The following is a 17,475-nucleotide window of genomic DNA, read 5'->3' as shown; positions in this document are numbered from 1 at the left end:
CAAGAACCATTCGTTGGACTTGTCGTCCCATCGGAGGAACGCTGGAGGCATGACCGAACGAGAGCAAGCGCGTACGCCCGAAGACCTCACCCGCCTGTTCGTCGAGCGCGCGAACGCCAAGGACGCCGAGGGGCTGGCCCTGCTGTACGAGGAGGATGCCGTGATGGCGTACCCGCCGGGCAGCCAGACCGTCGGCAGAGAGGCTATCCGCAGGTTCTGGGAGGACGCCCTGCCGCACCTGCCGGCCTTCGCACCGGAGCCGCCGCTGCCGACGTTGATCAGCGGGGAGCTGGCGCTGACGTCGACCCCGCCGAAGGACGGCGCCGGGGCCCGCGCCCAGGTGGTCCGCCGCCAGCCGGACGGCACCTGGCTCCGCGTCCTCGACCAACCGGAGTTCACCCCGCCGCGATAGTCCGGGCCAGCGGTGCCGTGGCGATCGGGTCATGAAACCACGGCGGAGACGTCTGTCGATAAGTTGACAGGTGGTCACGCGGGTTCGCCGTGGATGTGAGTCACGGCTGGGGTTTGCGGGATCCCGCACCCACCGTGAGGGGTTCACTCACCCTGCGGCGGGGTGTTGCCTACTGGCAGGAACCGGGTGCTTACGGGCAGGATCGGCGCATGACGACCTCCGGCCGCCTGCCCTATCCGATCTCGCTGACCGGGGACGGCGTCACCTTGCGCGAGTGGCGGGACGAGGACCTTGACGAGCTGGTGACGATGCTCGACGAGCCCGACATCGCCCGGTGGACCCCGATGCCGTCCCCGTTCGACGCCGAGGCCGGTGTCGCCTACCTGAAGCGGGCGCGCCAGGGTCGGCTCAGCGGGCAGCGCATCCAGCTGGCGATCACCACGGACGGCGCGAAGCCGCTGGGCGAGGTGCTGCTCTTCGGCGTCGACGCCGGCCTCCGGGAGGCCGAGCTGGGCTACCTGGTGAGCGTCCAGCACCGCCGGCGGGGGCTCGCGAGCGCGGCCCTCGCCCTGCTTTCCGGGTACGCCCGCAGCACGCTCGGCCTCAGCCGGCTGCTCCTGCGCATCGACCCGGGCAACACCTCCAGCACAGCGGTGGCGCGCCGCTGCGGTTACCGGCTGACCGGTGAGCCGCCGATCCTGCAGGAGGGCCCGTACGGCCCCAGCAGCCTCGACACCTGGGAACTTGTCTCCGGCGCGGGCAGCCGGATGGAACGGCTGAGAAATGTCGCAGCCCGGCGGTACGGTCGTCGCGGCTGATCGGAGGTGCCATGGACGTCGACCGCGAACGGGTGATGGCCTATCGGGTGGCCGCGCTGGGCCTGGCCGAGCGGGGTGAGCAGCGGCCGGGTGACCTGGCCGTGCTCGACCTGGGTGTGCAGGAGTACGCGCCCGGTTCGGTGCGGGTGGCGCTCGCTGCGCGCACCGGTGCAGCACTCGGCGACGGCCGTCTGATCATGGTCTGGGCCGCCCGCGGCGCGCCGCATCTGCACCGCAAGCGTGACCTCAAGACCCTGGTCAAGGCACTGTGGCCGGTGAGCGACGCGGATGCCTCGGCCCGGATCAACAGTGCCCAGATCCCTGCGGGGGTCAAGCTGGGCATCAAGGCGTTCGAGGTGACCGCGACGGCCTTCCGGGAGGTGGTGACGTCCTCGATGCCGCGCGGCGAGGCGAGCACCGAGGTCAGCCGCCGGGTGCCGCGCGAGCTGACGTACGACTGCCGCACCTGCGGCGCCCGGCACATCGCGGGCAACGTCTGGCAGCACTCCGGGCTGGCCGGGGGAGTGCAGGTCGAGTCGCGGGGCAGGGACGCGACACTCGGCCCTATCCCCGGTGCTCCGCCGCAGCCGACGGCGAACGAGGGCGTCGAGCGGCTGATCACCATGTACCTGCGGTTGCTCGGCCCGGCCGGGCCTGCGGAGGTGGCGAAGTATCTGGGCAGCTCGGCGGCCGAGATCAAGAAGGTCTGGCCCGCCTCGGGCCTCGACGAGGTCCGGGTGGACGGACGTAAGGCGTGGCTGCCGTCCGACTCGGTGCCGGCGCTGTCCGCGGCCGAGCCGGTCGCCGGGGTCCGCTTCCTGCCCGGGATGGATCCGCTGCTCCAGGCCCGGGACCGCGACGTGCTGGTGCCCGAGCGTGCCCGGCAGAAGGAGGTCTGGCGCGTCCTGGGGAATCCGGGCGTGATTCTCGTGGACGGGGAAATCGCGGGCGTGTGGCGAGCCAAGATGGCCGGCCGCAAGCGCGTGGACCTCGCGGTGACGCCGTTCGGGACGCTGACCGCCAAGGTGCGCAAGGCGCTGCAGGGCGAGGCGGCGCAGGTGGCGCGTGCTCGGGAGGTCCCGGACGTCGCCGTGTCTTTCGACGGGTGAGGAATCCGTTCGACGGCTGATCCCTCGACGGCAGGGCGCTACCAGATCGGTGGCAGGATGTCCGGCCCGCCGTGGTGCGCGGGGCGGCAGCGGTAGCCGAGCGCGACCATGATGACCAGGGCCCAGACCCCGGCGACGATCGCGGCGGCCCACCAGCCGACCACGGCCAGGACCAGCGCCGCCGCCCAGATCACCGTGGCGGCCAGGATCAGCGAGACGGGTACGGGCTTGCGGGCCGTACTGCCGCCGGTCATGCGGGAGCAGAAGTCGGGGTCTTCGCGGCGGAGCTGTCGTTCCAGCTGCGCCAGCCGGCGGCTGTCTTCCTTGTTGAGCATGTCGCACCTCCGGCGGGGCCCGGACTGTAGGGGCACGACGACCGGGACGCGAAACCATCCCGGTCGATGCCCCTATTGTTACCCGTAGGTCACGGAATTCATACCGTTGAGGGGGTTGTGTTCATGCTGGCTTCATGGGCCGGCCGGTGGGCCCGGAAGACCCAGCTGCGCATCAGCAGGAACCGCACGCCGGTGGCTACCAGGTTGGCGATCACGAGCACGCCCAGCTCGAACGCCGTTGCCGGAGTGGTCAGCACGTGCAGCAGGGCCAGTGAACCGCTGGTCAGGCCCAAGCCGACGGCGAAGACCGCGAGCCCCTGGGCCTGGTGACGCCAGGCGCCGTCGGTGCCGCGTACCCCGAAAGTGAGCCGGCGGTTGGCCGCCGTGTTGGCGACCGCCGTGACGAGCAGGGCGATCAGGTTCGCCCACTGAGGACCGATGCCCGCGCGAAGAATGGCATACAGCAAGAGGTACGCCAGGGTGCTGGCCACGCCGACGGCGGCGAAACGCAGCAGCTGCCCGGTCAGACCCGCGGGTACGCCCGCCACCGGCAGCGGGTTGCGACCGAGCTGTTCGCGCAGCGACGCCAGGGGAAGCCGCCCGGTGCCGAGCGCGCCGGTGAGCCGGGCGATGCCCCGCAGGTCCGCCAGCGCCGTCGCCACGATGTCCACCCGGCTGTCCGGGTCGTCGACCCAGTCCACCGGCACCTCGTGGATGCGCAGGCCGGCGCGCTCGGCCAGGACCAGCATCTCGGTGTCGAAGAACCAGCCGGTGTCCTCGACCATCGGCAGCAGCCGCTCGGCCACGTTCGCGCGGATCGCCTTGAACCCGCACTGCGCGTCGGAGAAGCGGGCCGAGAGCGTTCCCCGCAGGATCAGGTTGTAGCTGCGGGAGATGAACTCCCGCTTCGCGCCGCGGACGACCCGGGAGCCGCGGGCCAGCCGGGAACCGATCGCCAGGTCCGAGTGGCCGGAGATCAGCGGCGCCACCAGCGGCAGCAGGGCGCCCAGGTCGGTCGACAGGTCCACGTCCATGTACGCGAGCACCGCCGCGTCCGAGCGCGTCCACACGTGCTTCAGCGCCCGCCCGCGCCCCTTCTCGGCCAGGTGCACCGAGGCCACCTCGGGCAGCGTCGCGGCGAGCCGGCGGGCGACGTCCGCCGTCGAGTCGGTGCTGGCGTTGTCCGCGATCGTGATCCGGAACGGGTACGGGAACCCGGCCGCCAGGTACGCGTGCAACCGCTGCACGCACGGCTCGAGATCGATCTCCTCGTTGTAGACGGGAACGACGACGTCGAGCACCGGCGCGCCGGTCCGGGTCGGCGCGGAGGCCTGCGAGGGCACCGTGGAAAGGCTCATGCGACCAAGGTCGTCGCCGCGGCTTTGCCCGATGTGTGGCGACCCTGTGCCGGGCCTGTGAGTGCCCGGCCGGTGGGTGGCCGCCGCCTTGCCCCGGTGCGGTGACATGCCGCAGGCGGCCCCCGTCACCGGGAGCCGCCTGGCGGTCGTCGTCGGGCAAATTCACTGCGCGGTCAGGTCGTAGATAGTCACCCCGTCGACGGTCTGCGCCTGGTAGGTCGACGCCACCCATGCGGCGATCTGCGAACTGTCGTTGCTGCCGCTGCCGCCACCCCGGCCGCCACCGAAGCCGTCCCCGCCGATGAAGTAGTGGATCTTCCCGTCGGCGACGTACTGCTGGAACTGCGCCAGGGTGGGCGACGGGTCGCTGCCGTTGAAGCCACCGATCGCCATGACCGGGTCCTCCGTGGCGAGCTGGTAGCCCGAGGCGTTCTGCGAGCCCACAGCGGCCGCGACCCAGCTGTACTGGTCGGCGTTCGCGTCCAAAAGGGCCTTCATCCGGTCGGTGACGGTGGCGGTGTCGAGCAGGCCGCCCATGCCGCCGCCGCGGTTGCCCCCGGGGGCGGGAACGCCCGTCGTGCCGCCCTGCGTGGTGCCGCCCGGGTTGGCTCCGGCCGGCGGCGCGGCCTGGCTCGTGCCGCCTTGTGCGGTGCCGCCCTGCGTGGTGCCGCCGGGGAAGCCGCCTCGGCCGCCGCCCGGGAAACCGCCGCGCATGCCGCCCCCCGGACCGCCGCGGCCGCCGCCGGGGCCGAAGCCGCCGCCCTGCGTCGCCGGTCCCGCCGTGGGGATCGAGCCGGTGTGCGGCTCGGAGGCGGTCTGCACCGCGTACGCCGCCGGGCCCGCGAGCACCGCGGCGAGCGCGACACCGGCGGAGGCCAGCGCGACCTTCGCGGGCAGCCGCAGTGAGGCCAGCACGCCGAGCGCCGAAACGATGCCGCCGATCAGCACGACCCAGCGCAGCCACGGCACGAAGTCCGGGCTCCAGCCGAGCATGCGCCACGACCACCAGGCGGTCACCGCGATCGCCGCCGCCAGCGTGACCGCCGCGAACGGGTTGCGGCGGACCCGCCACAACAGCACCGCGCCCATGCCGACCACCGCACCGACCGCCGGCGCCAGCGCCACGGTGTAGTACGCGTGGAAGATGCCCTGCATGAAGCTGAACACCAGCCCGGTGCCGACGAGCCAGGCGCCCCACAGGATCAGCCCTGCCCGCAGCCGGTCGGTACGCGCCGCGCGCACGGTCAGCACCAGGCCCGCGACCAGCACGATCAGCGCGGCCGGGAGCAGCCACGAGATCTGACCGCCCTGCTCGGCGTCGAACATCCGCAGCAGCCCGGTCGAACCCCAGTTGCCGCCGCCGCCTCCGCCACCCCCGCCGACGCTGCCGGTCTCGTCGCCGTTGAGCCGGCCGAGACCGTTGTAGCCCAGCGTCAGCTCGAGCAGGCTGTTGTTCTGCGAACCGCCGATGTACGGGCGCATCGACGCCGGCACCAGCTCCACGATCGCGATGTACCAGCCCGCCGACACGACGATCGCGAGCCCGGCGAGGAGCAGCTGCCCGATCCGCTGGCCCAGCTTCGGCGAGCCTGCGACCAGGTACGCGAGGGCGTACGCGGGCACGACCAGCAGCGCCTGCAGCATCTTGGTGAGGAAGCCGAAGCCGACGAAGACACCGGCGAGCATCAGCCACTTCGTCGAGCCGTTCTCGATCGCCCGGACGGTCGCATACGCGCCGGCCACCATGAGCAGCACCAGCAGCGCGTCCGGGTTGTTGAAGCGGAACATCAGCACGGCGATCGGGGTCAGCGCCGACACGGTTCCCGCGATGAGGCCGGCCGCCGGGCCATACCAGCGGCGGACCGTGGTGAAGAGCAGGCCGACCGTGGCGACGCCCATCAGCGCCTGCGGGACGAGGATGCTCCACGAGCTGAGGCCGAAGATCCGTACGGACAGCGCCATCACCCACAGCGAGGCGGGCGTCTTGTCCACAGTGATCGAGTTGGCCGCGTCGGACGAGCCGTAGAAGAAGGCCTTCCAGCTCTCCGAGCCGGCCTGCACCGCCGCCGAGTAGAAGGCGTTGCCCCAGCCCGAGGCGCCCAGGCCCCAGATGTAGAGCACGCCGGTCAGCAGCAGCAGGGCGAGGAGTGACGGCCGGACCCACGGCGCGTCGGCCGCGCGGCCGCGGAGGAACACCGACCAGCGGGACCGGTGGCGCGCCGCGGGGGGAGCGGCCGGCGGGTCCACCGGCTCCACCATCGGCGGTACGGGCAACGTCGAGGTCATCAAGGGTCCTTAAGGCAGGCGGAAGCTCTGACACTCGTACTGTCTTCCGCCCGCCTGTCGGGCCCTTATGCCGTTACTGTGCGGCCCCTGTGAAGCTGGAACGCCGCTTCGCGGACGCCGCGGCCAGGCGCTCCAGCACGCCCACGGTCGGCTCCCAGCCCATGCATGCGTCGGTGACGCTCTGGCCGTACGCGAGGTCGCCGCCCAGGTCCTGACGGCCCGGGATCAGGAAGCTCTCCAGCATCACGCCGCGGATGCCCTGCTGGCCCGCCTCGAGCTGGCCCGCGACGTCGTCGGCGACGATCGGCTGGCGCAGGTGGTCCTTGTTGCTGTTGCCGTGCGAGCAGTCGACGACGACCCGCTCCGGCAGGCCGGCCTTGCCCAGCAGTTCCAGCGACGTACGGACGTCCTCGGCGCTGTAGTTGGGACCCTTGCCGCCGCGCAGCACCAGGTGGCAGTCCGGGTTGCCGCTCGTGTGCATGATCGCCGGGGTGCCGGAGACGTCGATGCCGGGGAAGACGTGCGGCACGGCGGCGGCGTTGATCGCGTCGATCGCCGTGCTGATGCTGCCGTCGGGTCGGTTCTTCATGCCGATCGGCATGGACAGGCCGGAGGCGAGCTGGCGGTGCACCTGCGATTCCACGGTACGGGCACCGATCGCGCCCCACGCCACGGTGTCGGCGATGTACTGCGGGGTGATCGGGTCAAGGAACTCCACCGCCACGGGCAGCCCCCGCTCCAGCACCTCCAGCAGCAGCGACCGGGCGACGCGCAGCCCCTTGCCGACGTCGCCCGTACCGTCCAGGGCCGGGTCGTTGATCAGGCCCTTCCAGCCGACGGTCGAGCGCGGCTTCTCGAAGTACACCCGCATCACGATCAGCAGGTCGTCGGCGAGCCGCTCCTTCTCGGCGGCGAGCCGGTCCGCGTACTCGGCGGCGGCGACCGGGTCGTGCACCGAGCAGGGACCGACGACGACGAGCAGGCGCGGATCTCGCCCGTCCAGCACGGCCTCCACCTGGCGGCGGCTGTCCAGCACGCTCGCGGAGAGCTCGTGGGTCAGCGGGAGCTCGTGGTGGAGCAGGGCGGGGCTCATGAGCGGCACGATGCGGTCGATGCGGTGGTCGCTGACCCGCTGCACCTCGGGGATGGTCACGGTGTCTTCCTTCTCCTCCGCCGGCTCCCGGGGCCGGCGTCCCCAGGCCTTGGGCCGGCTCGTTGCAAACGAAAAGGCAGCGACTTCGCGTCGCTGCCTCTGCCGGCCCTGCTGGGGTGTCTCAGGTCATGACCTCATGGCCGAGCCACCGGCGGAGCCGGCCACTGAAACCATGAATACGTGGGCAACCACGAATACCAACGGGACACGCGGTCATGGTAGCCCATGGACGGCGGACGGTGTCCGTCAGCCGGGGTATGGGCACATGCAAGTTGCGTGTGCTGACATGAGACGCATGAACAGCGCGAGCCCCCCGCACCTCCTCGACGGCCTGTCCGAGCTGTCCCCGGCGGAACGCCGGCAGGCGGTGTCCCAGGTGGTGCTGCGCGTCTGGGAGGCCCCCCAGGTGCTGCTCGGTGACATCCCGCCGGCCCAGGCGCTCGCCGCCGTGGCGGCGATCGCGGCCGGCCTCCCGGGAGCCCAGGGCCGGCCGTGGCTCGACGACCGGCTGCGCGCCGCCGCCATCGAGGGGGTGACCAGCGAGCTGGCCGGCCGCGCCCTGTGCGCCCTCGACGTCCTGGTCGGCCGCGACCGCGAGTCGGTGCCGCTCGAACTGCACGTCTCCGACGGCGACGCGGCCGGCGCGCTACTGGACGACCTCCGGGACGTACTCATGGACGGCATCCGGCTCGGCTGGTAGGGCCGCCGGCAGCCGCACGGTGAACTCCGTACGCCCGGGCCCGCTGTCCACGCCGACCGTGCCACCGTGCGCCGTCACCACGGCGTGCACGATCGACAGGCCCAGGCCGGTGCTGCCGGCCGCCCGCGAGCGCGAGCTGTCGCCTCGCGCGAACCGCTCGAAGATGTGCGGCTGGAGCTCGGCGGGGATGCCCGGTCCCGCGTCCGTCACCCGCAGGACCGCCGAACCGCCCTCCGCGGCCACCCCGACCGTCACGGTGGTGCCCTCGGGCGTGTGCGTACGGGCGTTGGCCAGCAGATTGGCGAGCACCTGGTGCAGCCGCTGGCCGTCGCCGGTGACGGTGACCGGCTCCTCGGGCAGGTCGAGCTGCCAGTCGTGACGTGGCCCGGCCGCGTGCGCGTCGCTGACCGCGTCCACCACCAGCATCGTCAGGTCTACCGGGTCGTGGGCCAGCGGCCGTCCGGCGTCCAGACGGGCGAGCAGCAGCAGGTCCTCGACCAGCGTGGTCATCCGCTGCGCCTCGGACTCGACCCGGCGCAGCACGTGGCCGATCTCCTCCGGCACCTCGGTGCGGCTGCGGCGGCTCAGCTCGGCGTAGCCCCGGATCGCGGCGAGCGGGGTACGCAGCTCGTGGCTGGCGTCGGCGACGAACTGGCGTACCTGCATCTCGCTGGCGTGCCGCGCCTCCAGGGCGTTGCCGACGTGGTCGAGCATGCGGTTGAGCGCGGCACCGACGGCGCCGACCTCGGTACGGGGATCCGTGTCGGCGGCGGGGACCCGCTGGGCCAGGTCGACCTCGCCCCGGTCGAGCCGCAGCTCGGAGACCTTGGTCGCGGTGGCGGCGACCCGGTTCAACGGCCTGAGATTCCGCCGTATGATCACCGCCCCGGCCCACCCGGCGGCGATCAACGCCAGCAGCACCGAACCACCGGTGACACCGGCCACGGCGAGAAGAGTCTGCTGGGTCTCCTTCAGGGGGATGCCGGTGACGATCATGGTGTTGCCGTCGGGCGTCTTGCTCACCACCCGGTAGTCGTGCAGCTCGTCGCCGAGGTCGACGTCGACGTATGTGCCGTCGGGGGTCAGCTTCGCCAGCGCGGTCACCGCCGATTGCGGGGCCTCGTCGTATTCGTTGCGCTGCCCACGGAGGGTCTCGCCGATCGTGGCGTCGGCCGGCTTGTACTTGACGACGCCGCCGCCGAGCCGGGTGACGACGCCCGTCTCCGGCCTGGTGTAGATCAAGAAGATCCAGTCGCTCTGGGCGCCGGGCGGTGGCTCCGCGGCGGTGTCGAACCGTGGGCCACCTCGGCCGGGCCCGCCCATTGCCCGCTCGCTCGCCTCAGTGAGCTGGGTGTCCACCCGTTTGTACAGCGCGTTGTGAAGGTAGATCTCGGCGGTGCCGCCGACGATCAGGCCGAGGACTGTGAGTAGGACGATCATGATGGCGATCAGGCGGGTGCGTAGTGACCAGCCCGCCGGTGAGGGCCGGCGGGCCGGATGAGTGAGGGTCGGCATGTCAGTCCGCCGGCTTCAGGACGTAGCCCGCCCCGCGCATGGTGTGGATCATCGGGGCGCGGCCGGCGTCGATCTTCTTACGCAGGTACGAGATGTAGAGCTCCACCACGTTGGCCTGACCGCCGAAGTCGTAGTTCCAGACCCGGTCCAGGATCTGGCTCTTGCTCAGCACCCGGCGGGGGTTGCGCATCAGGTAACGCAGCAGCTCGAACTCGGTCGCGGTCAGGGTGACCAGGTTGTCGCCGCGGCGGACCTCGTGGCTGTCCTCGTCAAGGCTGAGGTCGCCGACGATGAGCTGGGAGTCGGTGCGCATCGGGGAGCGGCCCATCCGCCGCATCAGGCCACGCAGCCGGGCGACGACCTCCTCGAGGCTGAACGGCTTGGTCACGTAGTCGTCGCCGCCGGCGGTCAGCCCGGTGATCCGGTCCTCGACCGAGTCCTTGGCGGTGAGGAACAGCACCGGCACGTCGGGCGTCTCGCCGCGCAGCCGGCGCAGCACCTCGAGGCCGTCGAAGTCGGGCAGCATCATGTCGAGGACGACGGCGTCGGGGCGGAAGTCACGGGCGGTACGCACAGCCGTCTGGCCGTCGCCCGCGCTGCGCACGTCCCAGCCCTCGTAGCGCAACGCCATCGACAGGAGCTCGGCCAGCGTGGGCTCGTCGTCGACCACCAGAACCCTGACCGGGCCGCCGTCGGGCCGCCGGAGCTCGCTACTGGGGTCTGCGTTCGCCATCGTCATGCCCCTACTGTCGTGGGCCGCGCTATGTGACGCCTTTCGGCTTCCTGTGTACCACCTGTGGATGCCACCCATAGGGGGAGCAGGGACTTCGCGCAGCACCGTGTCGGATACGGCCAGGACGGTGGGTCGCTCGCGCTGACGGACTGCGTGTCGAAACGGACTAAGAGCGCAATACTCCGCATAATTCCCGCGTTGCGTCGGGCGGGTGAGCGGAGGAACGGGTGCGACTGGGCCGGATCGCAGGGGCCGTCACGGCGCTGATCCTCGCCGCGGCTCCGGCGTCGCCGGCCGCCGCCGGGGCCGCATACCCGCCCGGGGTCACCGCCGACACGCTGCGCATCGCGTCCGCGGGTACGGCCCAGGTCGCCGCCGGGGGAGCCCACTCGTGCGCGACCACCAGCGTCGGTGACATGTACTGCTGGGGCGACGACTCGTCCGGCCAGCTCGGCGACGGCTCCCGCCCGCACGGCTCCGCCCGGCCGGTCATGGCCATGCACCACGCGGTGCAGATCGACGCCGGCCGGGCGCACACCTGCGCCATCGACGCGGACGGGGTCGCGTACTGCTGGGGCGACGACTCCGCGGGGCAGCTCGGCGACGGCGCCCGTACGGACCGGGAGGTGCCCGGACCGGTACGCGCCCTCGAGCACCGGACCCTCGTGGACATCGCCACCGGGGACCGGCACACGTGCGCCATCGACGACGAGGGTGCGGTGTGGTGCTGGGGCGACGGCTCGCGCGGGCAGCTGGGCGTACCGGGAACGGGCGGATCGGCGACGCCGGTGCAGGTCGGCGTGACGGGCCCGGTGGTCGACATCGCGGCGGGCGGTGACAGCACGTGCGCTGCCACGGCCGGCGGGGTTGCGTACTGCTGGGGGCCGGGGGTGCCAGACGGCGACCGACCCGCGGCGCTGTGGACCGACGGCAAGATTCGGCAGGTCACCGTCGGGGCCGCGGGGCCGTGCGCGCTCGACGCGGAGGGGATGGCCACCTGCTGGACGCCGAAGGCGAGGACGACCGGGCCGTTCGCCGCAATCAGCGCCGGGGGGCGGCAGACGTGCGGCCTCGACCGCGGTGGGCGGGCGTCGTGTCAAGGGGGCGGTGGGCCGTATGTCGCCCTGGACTCCGGCACGGACCACACCTGCGCGCTCGACTCGCAGGGATACGCGTCCTGCTGGGGCGTGGGGATTACGGGGCTCTCCGCCGTACCGGTGCGGGTCGAGGGTTTGCCGCGACCCCCGGCAGCGGCGACCGGCATCCGGGTGCGTGCCCTCGACGGCGGCCTGCGGGTGTCCTGGCGGCCGCCCACCGACCTGGGCAGCGGGCGGTTCGAGTATCTCTGGGTGACGACCGCCGGGAACGAGGCGGGATGCACGCTGGCGGTGCCCGGCGCGAGCGGCTGTGAGCTGGAGAATCTGCGCAACGGCCGGGACTACGACGTCGCCGTGCTGGTCAAGACCACCGACGGGGTGACGGTGAGCGACTTCGTCACCGCGGCGCCCGCCGCGATCGCGCCGGAGCCCTCGCGTGCCCACACGCTGCCGCGGGAGCTGCAGCCGGGCCCGGACAGCGGCCTGCCGGAGACCGGCCTGAGCCCCGTGGCGCTGGTGTCCATCGGCACCCTGCTGCTCGGCGGCGGGCTGGTCGCCCTGCTGGTCAGGAAGCCGTGACCGCCAGCGACGCGTCCCGGAACAGCTCGGCGCCGTCCTTGAGCCGCTCGGTGGAGAACACGCGGTTCCAGTTCGTCCAGGTCACCCGCCCGATCGCCTGATCCGTCCCGGACGCGGAGACGGTCACGCCCACACCCGGGCCGGCCTGCAAGGTCAGCTTGCCGCCGACCGGCACGCCCACCATGTGCTTGGACGGGTCGGCGTATCCCAGCATCGCCCACGGACCCCGGACCACGAGGTCGTCGCCGTCGCGGTACCAGGAGGACCGGCTGTCGTCCGCCGGGCGGCCGTACCGCAGCGACCCGGCGTTCTGCAGCTCGGCCGGCAGCCGCTCGCCGGTGGCCGGGATCGTCAGGGCCCGGTTGACGACCAGCTCGAAGCGATGCCAGCCGTCCGCCGCCGGACCGCGCTGCGCGGCCGGCACGTCGTAGTCGAGCGGCACCGGATCAAGCTCTTTCCTCAGGTACGCCTGCCCGCCGCGGGCCACGAGGTCGAGCACGAACGCGGCATCCGCCTGCCGGTCGCCGCTGCCGGGCGCGGGCTTGCCGACGAGCCCCGGGAGCACGTCGAAGCCCAGCGTCAGGGCGCCCGGCGGCGAGCTGCCGAGCCCGATGCGCAGATGCACGTACGACTCGTCGACCCGCGCGGTCACCCGGCGCGCCGGCCAAGCGGACTCGTCATCGAGCAGGTACGCCGCCGGGGCGTCGGGCGGGCCGGTCGCGTCCATCGCGATCAGCCCGAAGTGCTGCTCGTTGGTGAGCGCGTCGTGCCACAGCTGGCGGCGCTCGCCGTCCTGGTGGGTGATGGTGTTCCAAGTGAACTTGAACCACTCGTCCGCCCAGGCGAAGAGGAAGCCGCCGGCCAGCCCCTGGTCCTTGATCAGCCGGAGGAGCTCCGCGTCGATCCGCATCGCCTCCCGCTCGCTGTGGTCGCCCTGGGAGCGAGCGAGCGGGCCGTTGTGGGCGGACCCGAGCGATGACGGTACGCCGAACTCCGTGACCAGCGTCGGCATGGCGCGGTGGTGGCGGCGCAGGGCGGCGAGGTAGCCCGCGTACGGATCCACCCGGCCGTCGTAGCGGTACGCCTGCAGCGCGGGCTCGTGCCGTTGGAAGTCCGGGTAGTACGGGTACGCGTGGTAGCTCGCGAAGGTCCCGGCAGGCCACGCCGCGGTCGGCAGCACGTGGTTGGCGTCGAGCTGGAACAGGTCCTCCTGCTCGAGCGGTTCCTCGGGGTGCCGCAGCGGGTCGGTCGTCGGCCAGTTGACGAACGCGATGGGCTGGCTGAGGCCCTGCTCAGCCTCGTGCCCGGCCAGCTCGTCCATCCGGGCCGCCAGCCAGCGTTCGGTGGGGGAGGCGCCCGGGGTGCTGCGGAAGTACCGGCCGCGGGTCGCGGGGGCGGTGCGGTTGCGCCGGTCCGAGGCGTCGGACGCGTACGGGTCCAGCTCGACACCGATGATCCAGCCGGCCAGCCACGGGGTCACGTCGGCGGTCCAGGCGCCGCTCGCCCGCCCGCGCAGCGGATCGCGCGCCAGCCGTCCCCGGACCGCCGCGCCGGCATCCCGCAGCTCGTCCTGGAACGCCGTGGTCACCGCGCGGTCGTAAAGGTCGCCCTTCTCGACGTACGACTCGTCGGGGAAGTAGACGCCCTGCATCAGGTAGAGCGGACGGTCCGGGTTGGCGTGGTTGTAGCGGGCCAGCTCGGTGTAGAAGGCGGGCGGGTGGATCGTGTAGATCCGGACCACCCGGATCCCGAGCCAGCCCATCGCCGCGAACCACACGCGGTACTGCTCGGCGCCGATCGTCAGCTCGCCGGGCAGGTGGCCGGGGGTCGTGCTGCCCAGGTTGATGCCGGGCAGGAAGGTGACGTTGCCGCCCTCCGTACGCAGCTCCAGCGTCCGGCCCCGGGCCACGGCGACGCTCGACAGCCCGTGTTCCAGCCGCGGCGCCGGCGCCCAGGACGGTCCGGCGGGGGGTGCGCCCAGGGCCTGCATGCCCGGGATCGCGAACGCCGCCGACCGGATCGCCGGCCGCGGGGTCGCACCGGCCAGGAAGAGGCACATGGTGAGCGTCACCAGCCCGATGGTGACCGCCTTGGCCCGCCCGAACCGGTGGCGCGGCGGGGCCTCGACGAGGTGACGCGGGAAGTCGCCCACCCCGGCATTCTCTGCCGCGGGGGTTGCAGATTGGGGTGAATTGTCGGGAAGCTGGTCGTCCGGGAACACTCGCCGTTCGGTGGAAGTTGTGCCAGCGTTGGTCCGAGCCGGGGGCGCGAGCAGGAGGTGCGGTTTCGTGGATCTTCTGGAGGAGTACCGCAGGGCCACGATCGTCTTCGAGTCCGGCGACCCGCTCGGCGCCGCCCGGATGCTCGAGCCGATCGTCGAGGCCGAGCCGCACAACGCCGCCGTCCGCCAGCTCCTGGCCCGCGCGTATTTCAACTCGGCGCAGCTGGCCGGCGCGGAGATCCAGCTCAGAGCGCTGATCGACCACGATCCCTCCGATCACTACGCGCACCACGTGCTCGGCCGGACCCTGGAGCGGGCCGGCCGATTCCGTGAGGCCCTGCCGCACCTGCGGCTGGCCGCGGCGATGAAGCGGCATGACGACTACGAGGACGCGCTGCGCCGGGTGGAGGCGTGGCTGGGCAAGAACGGCAGCCGCGGCCCCTCCGGCGCTGGGTAGGCTGCGCCTGTGAAGCTCAAGCTGGATCTCCACGACATCTTCAACAGGGGCACCGAGATCGACAAGGCGCTCCGCGGGATCATCGACGAGGCGATCCAGAAGAAGGCCACCCTGGTCGAGATCATCCCGGGGAAGGGCAGCGGGCAGCTCAAGAAGAAGGTGCTGCGCTTCCTGGACCAGAAGGAGATCAAGCAGCTGTACCACCGCGTCGAGAAGGACGGGGACAACTGGGGGCGGCTGTTCATCCACTTCCGCTTCGACGCCTCGACCGGCCGGCGGGGCCGCGGCCGCTAGAACGTGTAGGTCTTGGCCACGGCGAGCATCTCCGAGCTGTGCGAGCCCACCACGCCGACATCGGCCGGGCGTGCGTGGAAGCCCGGGAGCGCGGTCAGGCCGTCGCTGGCGTCCATCACCCGCAGCTTCAGCGGAGCCCCCGACGGCACGGTCAGCGTCACGTCCACGCCGGTCGGCGGCGGGGCGTGGAAGACGAAGCCGAATCCCCAGGCGCCGCCGCCCGCGCGGTCGGTGGGGACGGTGCGGCCACCGACGACCGCGGACCCGACCTCGATGTCGGCGGCGACGTGCAGTGTGACGAGGCGCACCGGGCGCTTGGGCGTGAGCCGCAGGGTCACCGTGCGCCGGTCGCCGGCGGTCGCCTCGGCTGTCTTGGTCAGCTCCGGGGCCGGCAGCGACGCCGGCTGGGCGGGACCGGACAGCAGCTCCTCGGCGCCGAAGGCGGGCAGGGTGTCGGCCACCGAACCGGGATCGCGCCCGACGTACTGCGCCGTCCAGTCGGTCGGCGTGGATGACCTGCTCAGCCAGCGGGCCTGGCCGGTGTCGGCGTCGAGCGCGTACATGAGGTGGGCCGGCGCGGGGTGGGTGTCGTCGAAGCGGTCCACGGAGAGTCCGATGACCACGAAGGTGATCGCGGCGAGGGTGGCGGCCAGCGCCGGGAGGGCTCCGCGGCGGCGGGCGCGCAGGGCGTCGACACCGCGGTGACCGCCGGCCTCCGGGTGAAGCAGGTCGAGGATCGGCAGCAGCGTCAGGGCCAGGAGCACGGCGATGAACGCGCCCGTGCCGGCCAGGTTCATGCCCATCGCGGGGAAGAACATGACCAGCGTGGGAAGCAGCACGATGACCGCGGCGGCGGCCCCGAGCGTCACCGCCACCACCGGCGGGGCGGCCCTCGGGCCGGCGCCGCGGAGCAGCACGGCCAGGATGCCGGTCGCGCCGCCCGCCAGCGCCGGGAGGGCCGCCAGGTAGGAGCCGCCGGGGGCCAGGGCCGCCAGGGCGAGACCGAGCAGAGCGAGCCACATCAGGCCCGCGACCGCCAGGGCGGCCGGGCCCAGACGGCGGCGCAGCAGTGCGTACCAGGCGCTGACCACGGCGAGCGTCAGGGCCAGAACGGCCAGCCGATACCAGCCGGGACGGTAGGGGTCGATCGGTAGTTCCGCGTACCCGGGACGGATGATTTTCAGCAGAATCCAGAGAAGCTGGGCCAGCACGGGGACGACGAGGACGGGCACGAGGGCCAGTCCGGTGGCGCCCAGCAGCCGGGGTGCGGTCGCCAGGCCGCGGCGCCGGGCGAGCCAGGCGAGGGCAAGAACGGCGAGCAGCGCCGCCACCGCCAGCGGCCACGTCCATGAGCCGGGGTAGTGCGCGAGGCCGCCGGGCACCGGGAAATACGTGGCGTCGCCGGTCGACCGCAGCCTCGTGAGATCTCGGTCGCCGAGGTCCCGGGTGAGGGCGAGCACGGTGTCGCCGTGGTGCTGGAGGCTGTCGCGATTCATCGTGGCGGGCGTGTCCACCGGGGTGTGATAAACGGCGGCGCCGTCGATGTATGCGCTGTTCAGGCCCGTGAAGCCGCGCTCGCGGAAGGCCGTGAAGTCGGTGTCGTTGGGCAGCAGCCGATAGATCTCGACCGCGAACGAGGTGCCCACGGGGTGCGGGACTCCGGCCAGGGCGCCGACGAGGGCCGCGTTGTTCGTCGAGGTCTCGAACATGATCGCAGGGCCGGTGCTGCCCCGGGCCTCCAGGTTGAGCACCACGCCGCCCTGCCGGGCCAGCGGATGCTGGTCGACGAAGGCCTTGGCCCCGCACAGGCAGGCCTCCTCGGCGTCGGTCAGCACGAGGACGACGTCGTTGCGCAGCTGGGGACCGCTGGTCATGACCCGGGCCGCCTCCAGGATCGCCGAGGTGCCCGCCGCATCGTCGTTGCCGCCCGGGCCGGTCTGCGCGGAGTCGTAGTGCGCCACGAGAAAGATCCGGCCGGTGGACGCCGTGCCGGGCCGCATCGCCACCACGTTGCGCACGTGGGCCAGGCCGACCCCGCCGGCGCTGGAGGAGAGCTGGCCGCCCTGGGTGGTGACCGTGTCCTGCACCTGGGGGTCGAGGCCCAGATCGCGCAGGGTGGTCACGATGTAATCCCGGGCCGCGTCGTTGGCGGCGCTGCCGGCCACGTGCGGGCCGGCAGCGATCGTGCGGACGTGTTCGAACGCGCGGGCGGCGCTGAACTCCCCGGCCGGGGCGTCCGCCGGGCGCGCTGCGGGCGGGCGCACCGACTGCAGCGCGAACGCACCGACGACGGCCAGGCACGACACCGCGGCCAATGCGGCCCAACCCCGCCGCGCCGGACGGGTCAGCGCCCGGTCCACAGCCTCGACCCCCGGCACGCCCCCCATGACCCCATCTAAGCGTGTACG

15 protein-coding genes are annotated in these 17,475 nt (G+C 72.5%); 7 read left to right on the top strand and 8 right to left on the bottom strand.

What is annotated here, in order from left to right; genetic code table 11:
• The first annotated feature begins 49 nt into the window (after positions 1-49).
• From AB0368_RS34810 to AB0368_RS34800, 3 genes are all read left to right on the top strand, one after another.
• Positions 50-412: a nuclear transport factor 2 family protein gene (locus AB0368_RS34810; RefSeq protein WP_366158285.1), complete on the top strand. Its 363-nt coding sequence runs from the start codon at positions 50-52 to the stop codon at positions 410-412.
• Positions 413-621: 209 nt separating this feature from the next.
• Positions 622-1,230, top strand: coding sequence for a GNAT family N-acetyltransferase (locus tag AB0368_RS34805; protein WP_366158284.1), 609 nt, complete (start codon positions 622-624; stop codon positions 1,228-1,230).
• A gap of 11 nt (positions 1,231-1,241) precedes the next feature.
• Entirely contained in the window at positions 1,242-2,339 is a 1,098-nt protein-coding gene (locus AB0368_RS34800; RefSeq protein WP_366158283.1) for a crosslink repair DNA glycosylase YcaQ family protein, read from the top strand.
• 38 nt (positions 2,340-2,377) lie between these two features.
• Here AB0368_RS34800 and AB0368_RS34795 read toward each other — a convergent pair whose 3' ends face one another.
• The 4 genes from AB0368_RS34795 to AB0368_RS34780 all read right to left on the bottom strand — a co-directional run bounded on the left by AB0368_RS34795 (position 2,378) and on the right by AB0368_RS34780 (position 7,471).
• Positions 2,378-2,674, bottom strand: coding sequence for a DUF3040 domain-containing protein (locus tag AB0368_RS34795; protein WP_366158282.1), 297 nt, complete (start codon positions 2,672-2,674; stop codon positions 2,378-2,380).
• 98 nt (positions 2,675-2,772) lie between these two features.
• Positions 2,773-4,032, bottom strand: a complete 1,260-nt coding sequence (locus AB0368_RS34790; RefSeq protein WP_366158281.1) for a bifunctional glycosyltransferase family 2/GtrA family protein — start codon at positions 4,030-4,032, stop codon at positions 2,773-2,775.
• Between the two features lie 162 nt (positions 4,033-4,194).
• Positions 4,195-6,318 carry a glycosyltransferase family 39 protein gene (locus AB0368_RS34785; RefSeq protein ID WP_366158280.1) on the bottom strand — a complete coding sequence of 708 codons (2,124 nt, stop codon included), beginning with the start codon at positions 6,316-6,318 and terminating at the stop codon, positions 4,195-4,197.
• 73 nt (positions 6,319-6,391) lie between these two features.
• The gene (locus AB0368_RS34780) at positions 6,392-7,471 is read right to left on the bottom strand and encodes a 3-deoxy-7-phosphoheptulonate synthase (protein ID WP_366158279.1); all 1,080 of its coding nucleotides are present in this window, start codon (positions 7,469-7,471) and stop codon (positions 6,392-6,394) included.
• Between the two features lie 295 nt (positions 7,472-7,766).
• Here AB0368_RS34780 and AB0368_RS34775 point away from each other — a divergent pair, with 295 nt between their 5' ends.
• Complete coding sequence (locus tag AB0368_RS34775; protein WP_366158278.1) at positions 7,767-8,171, top strand: hypothetical protein; 405 nt, start codon at positions 7,767-7,769, stop codon at positions 8,169-8,171.
• Here the strand turns inward: AB0368_RS34775 and AB0368_RS34770 are convergent.
• Together AB0368_RS34770 and AB0368_RS34765 are read right to left on the bottom strand one after the other, a co-directional pair.
• Positions 8,118-9,686 (bottom strand): HAMP domain-containing sensor histidine kinase, encoded by a 1,569-nt coding sequence (locus AB0368_RS34770; RefSeq protein ID WP_366158277.1) that lies wholly within the window; start codon positions 9,684-9,686, stop codon positions 8,118-8,120. The genes AB0368_RS34775 and AB0368_RS34770 overlap by 54 nt on opposite strands.
• Position 9,687: 1 nt before the next feature.
• Positions 9,688-10,425: a response regulator transcription factor gene (locus AB0368_RS34765; RefSeq protein ID WP_366158276.1), complete on the bottom strand. Its 738-nt coding sequence runs from the start codon at positions 10,423-10,425 to the stop codon at positions 9,688-9,690.
• A 221-nt stretch (positions 10,426-10,646) separates the two neighbouring features.
• Between AB0368_RS34765 and AB0368_RS34760 the strand changes: the two genes are divergently transcribed.
• On the top strand, positions 10,647-12,095 hold the full coding sequence (locus AB0368_RS34760; RefSeq protein WP_366158275.1) for a hypothetical protein: 1,449 nt from the start codon (positions 10,647-10,649) through the stop codon (positions 12,093-12,095).
• Here AB0368_RS34760 and AB0368_RS34755 read toward each other — a convergent pair.
• Positions 12,082-14,247, bottom strand: a complete 2,166-nt coding sequence (locus tag AB0368_RS34755) for a hypothetical protein (protein WP_366158274.1) — start codon at positions 14,245-14,247, stop codon at positions 12,082-12,084. The two genes, AB0368_RS34760 and AB0368_RS34755, sit on opposite strands and share 14 nt — an antisense overlap.
• A 136-nt stretch (positions 14,248-14,383) precedes the next feature.
• On the opposite strand from AB0368_RS34755, the gene AB0368_RS34750 reads away from it, so the two are divergent.
• Both AB0368_RS34750 and AB0368_RS34745 read left to right on the top strand, forming a co-directional pair.
• Positions 14,384-14,773, top strand: a complete 390-nt coding sequence (locus tag AB0368_RS34750; RefSeq protein WP_366158273.1) for a tetratricopeptide repeat protein — start codon at positions 14,384-14,386, stop codon at positions 14,771-14,773.
• Positions 14,774-14,782: 9 nt separating this feature from the next.
• Positions 14,783-15,067 (top strand): Smr/MutS family protein, encoded by a 285-nt coding sequence (locus AB0368_RS34745; RefSeq protein ID WP_366158272.1) that lies wholly within the window; start codon positions 14,783-14,785, stop codon positions 15,065-15,067.
• On the opposite strand, the gene AB0368_RS34740 is transcribed toward AB0368_RS34745, so the two are convergent.
• Positions 15,064-17,454, bottom strand: a complete 2,391-nt coding sequence (locus tag AB0368_RS34740) for a M28 family peptidase (RefSeq protein ID WP_366158271.1) — start codon at positions 17,452-17,454, stop codon at positions 15,064-15,066. The genes AB0368_RS34745 and AB0368_RS34740 overlap by 4 nt on opposite strands.
• Between the last annotated feature and the right edge of the window lie 21 nt (positions 17,455-17,475).

Source organism: Actinoplanes sp. NPDC051475, assembly GCF_040689425.1.
Taxonomy (GTDB): domain Bacteria; phylum Actinomycetota; class Actinomycetes; order Mycobacteriales; family Micromonosporaceae; genus Actinoplanes.
The sequence above is the reverse complement of the archived record's forward strand: the minus strand, read 5'-3'. Positions and strand labels throughout refer to the sequence as shown.

Bases quoted from the DNA above. Each gene is read 5' to 3' on its own strand.
- AB0368_RS34785 (WP_366158280.1), bottom strand. From the start codon at position 6,318: ATGACCTCGACGTTGCCCGTACCGCCGATGGTGGAGCCGGTGGACCCG.
- AB0368_RS34740 (WP_366158271.1), bottom strand. From the start codon at position 17,454: ATGGGGGGCGTGCCGGGGGTCGAGGCTGTGGACCGGGCGCTGACCCGT.
- AB0368_RS34810 (WP_366158285.1), top strand. From the start codon at position 50: ATGACCGAACGAGAGCAAGCGCGTACGCCCGAAGACCTCACCCGCCTG.
- AB0368_RS34790 (WP_366158281.1), bottom strand. From the start codon at position 4,032: ATGAGCCTTTCCACGGTGCCCTCGCAGGCCTCCGCGCCGACCCGGACC.
- AB0368_RS34775 (WP_366158278.1), top strand. From the start codon at position 7,767: ATGAACAGCGCGAGCCCCCCGCACCTCCTCGACGGCCTGTCCGAGCTG.
- AB0368_RS34795 (WP_366158282.1), bottom strand. From the start codon at position 2,674: ATGCTCAACAAGGAAGACAGCCGCCGGCTGGCGCAGCTGGAACGACAG.
- AB0368_RS34805 (WP_366158284.1), top strand. From the start codon at position 622: ATGACGACCTCCGGCCGCCTGCCCTATCCGATCTCGCTGACCGGGGAC.
- AB0368_RS34800 (WP_366158283.1), top strand. From the start codon at position 1,242: ATGGACGTCGACCGCGAACGGGTGATGGCCTATCGGGTGGCCGCGCTG.
- AB0368_RS34770 (WP_366158277.1), bottom strand. From the start codon at position 9,686: ATGCCGACCCTCACTCATCCGGCCCGCCGGCCCTCACCGGCGGGCTGG.
- AB0368_RS34765 (WP_366158276.1), bottom strand. From the start codon at position 10,425: ATGACGATGGCGAACGCAGACCCCAGTAGCGAGCTCCGGCGGCCCGAC.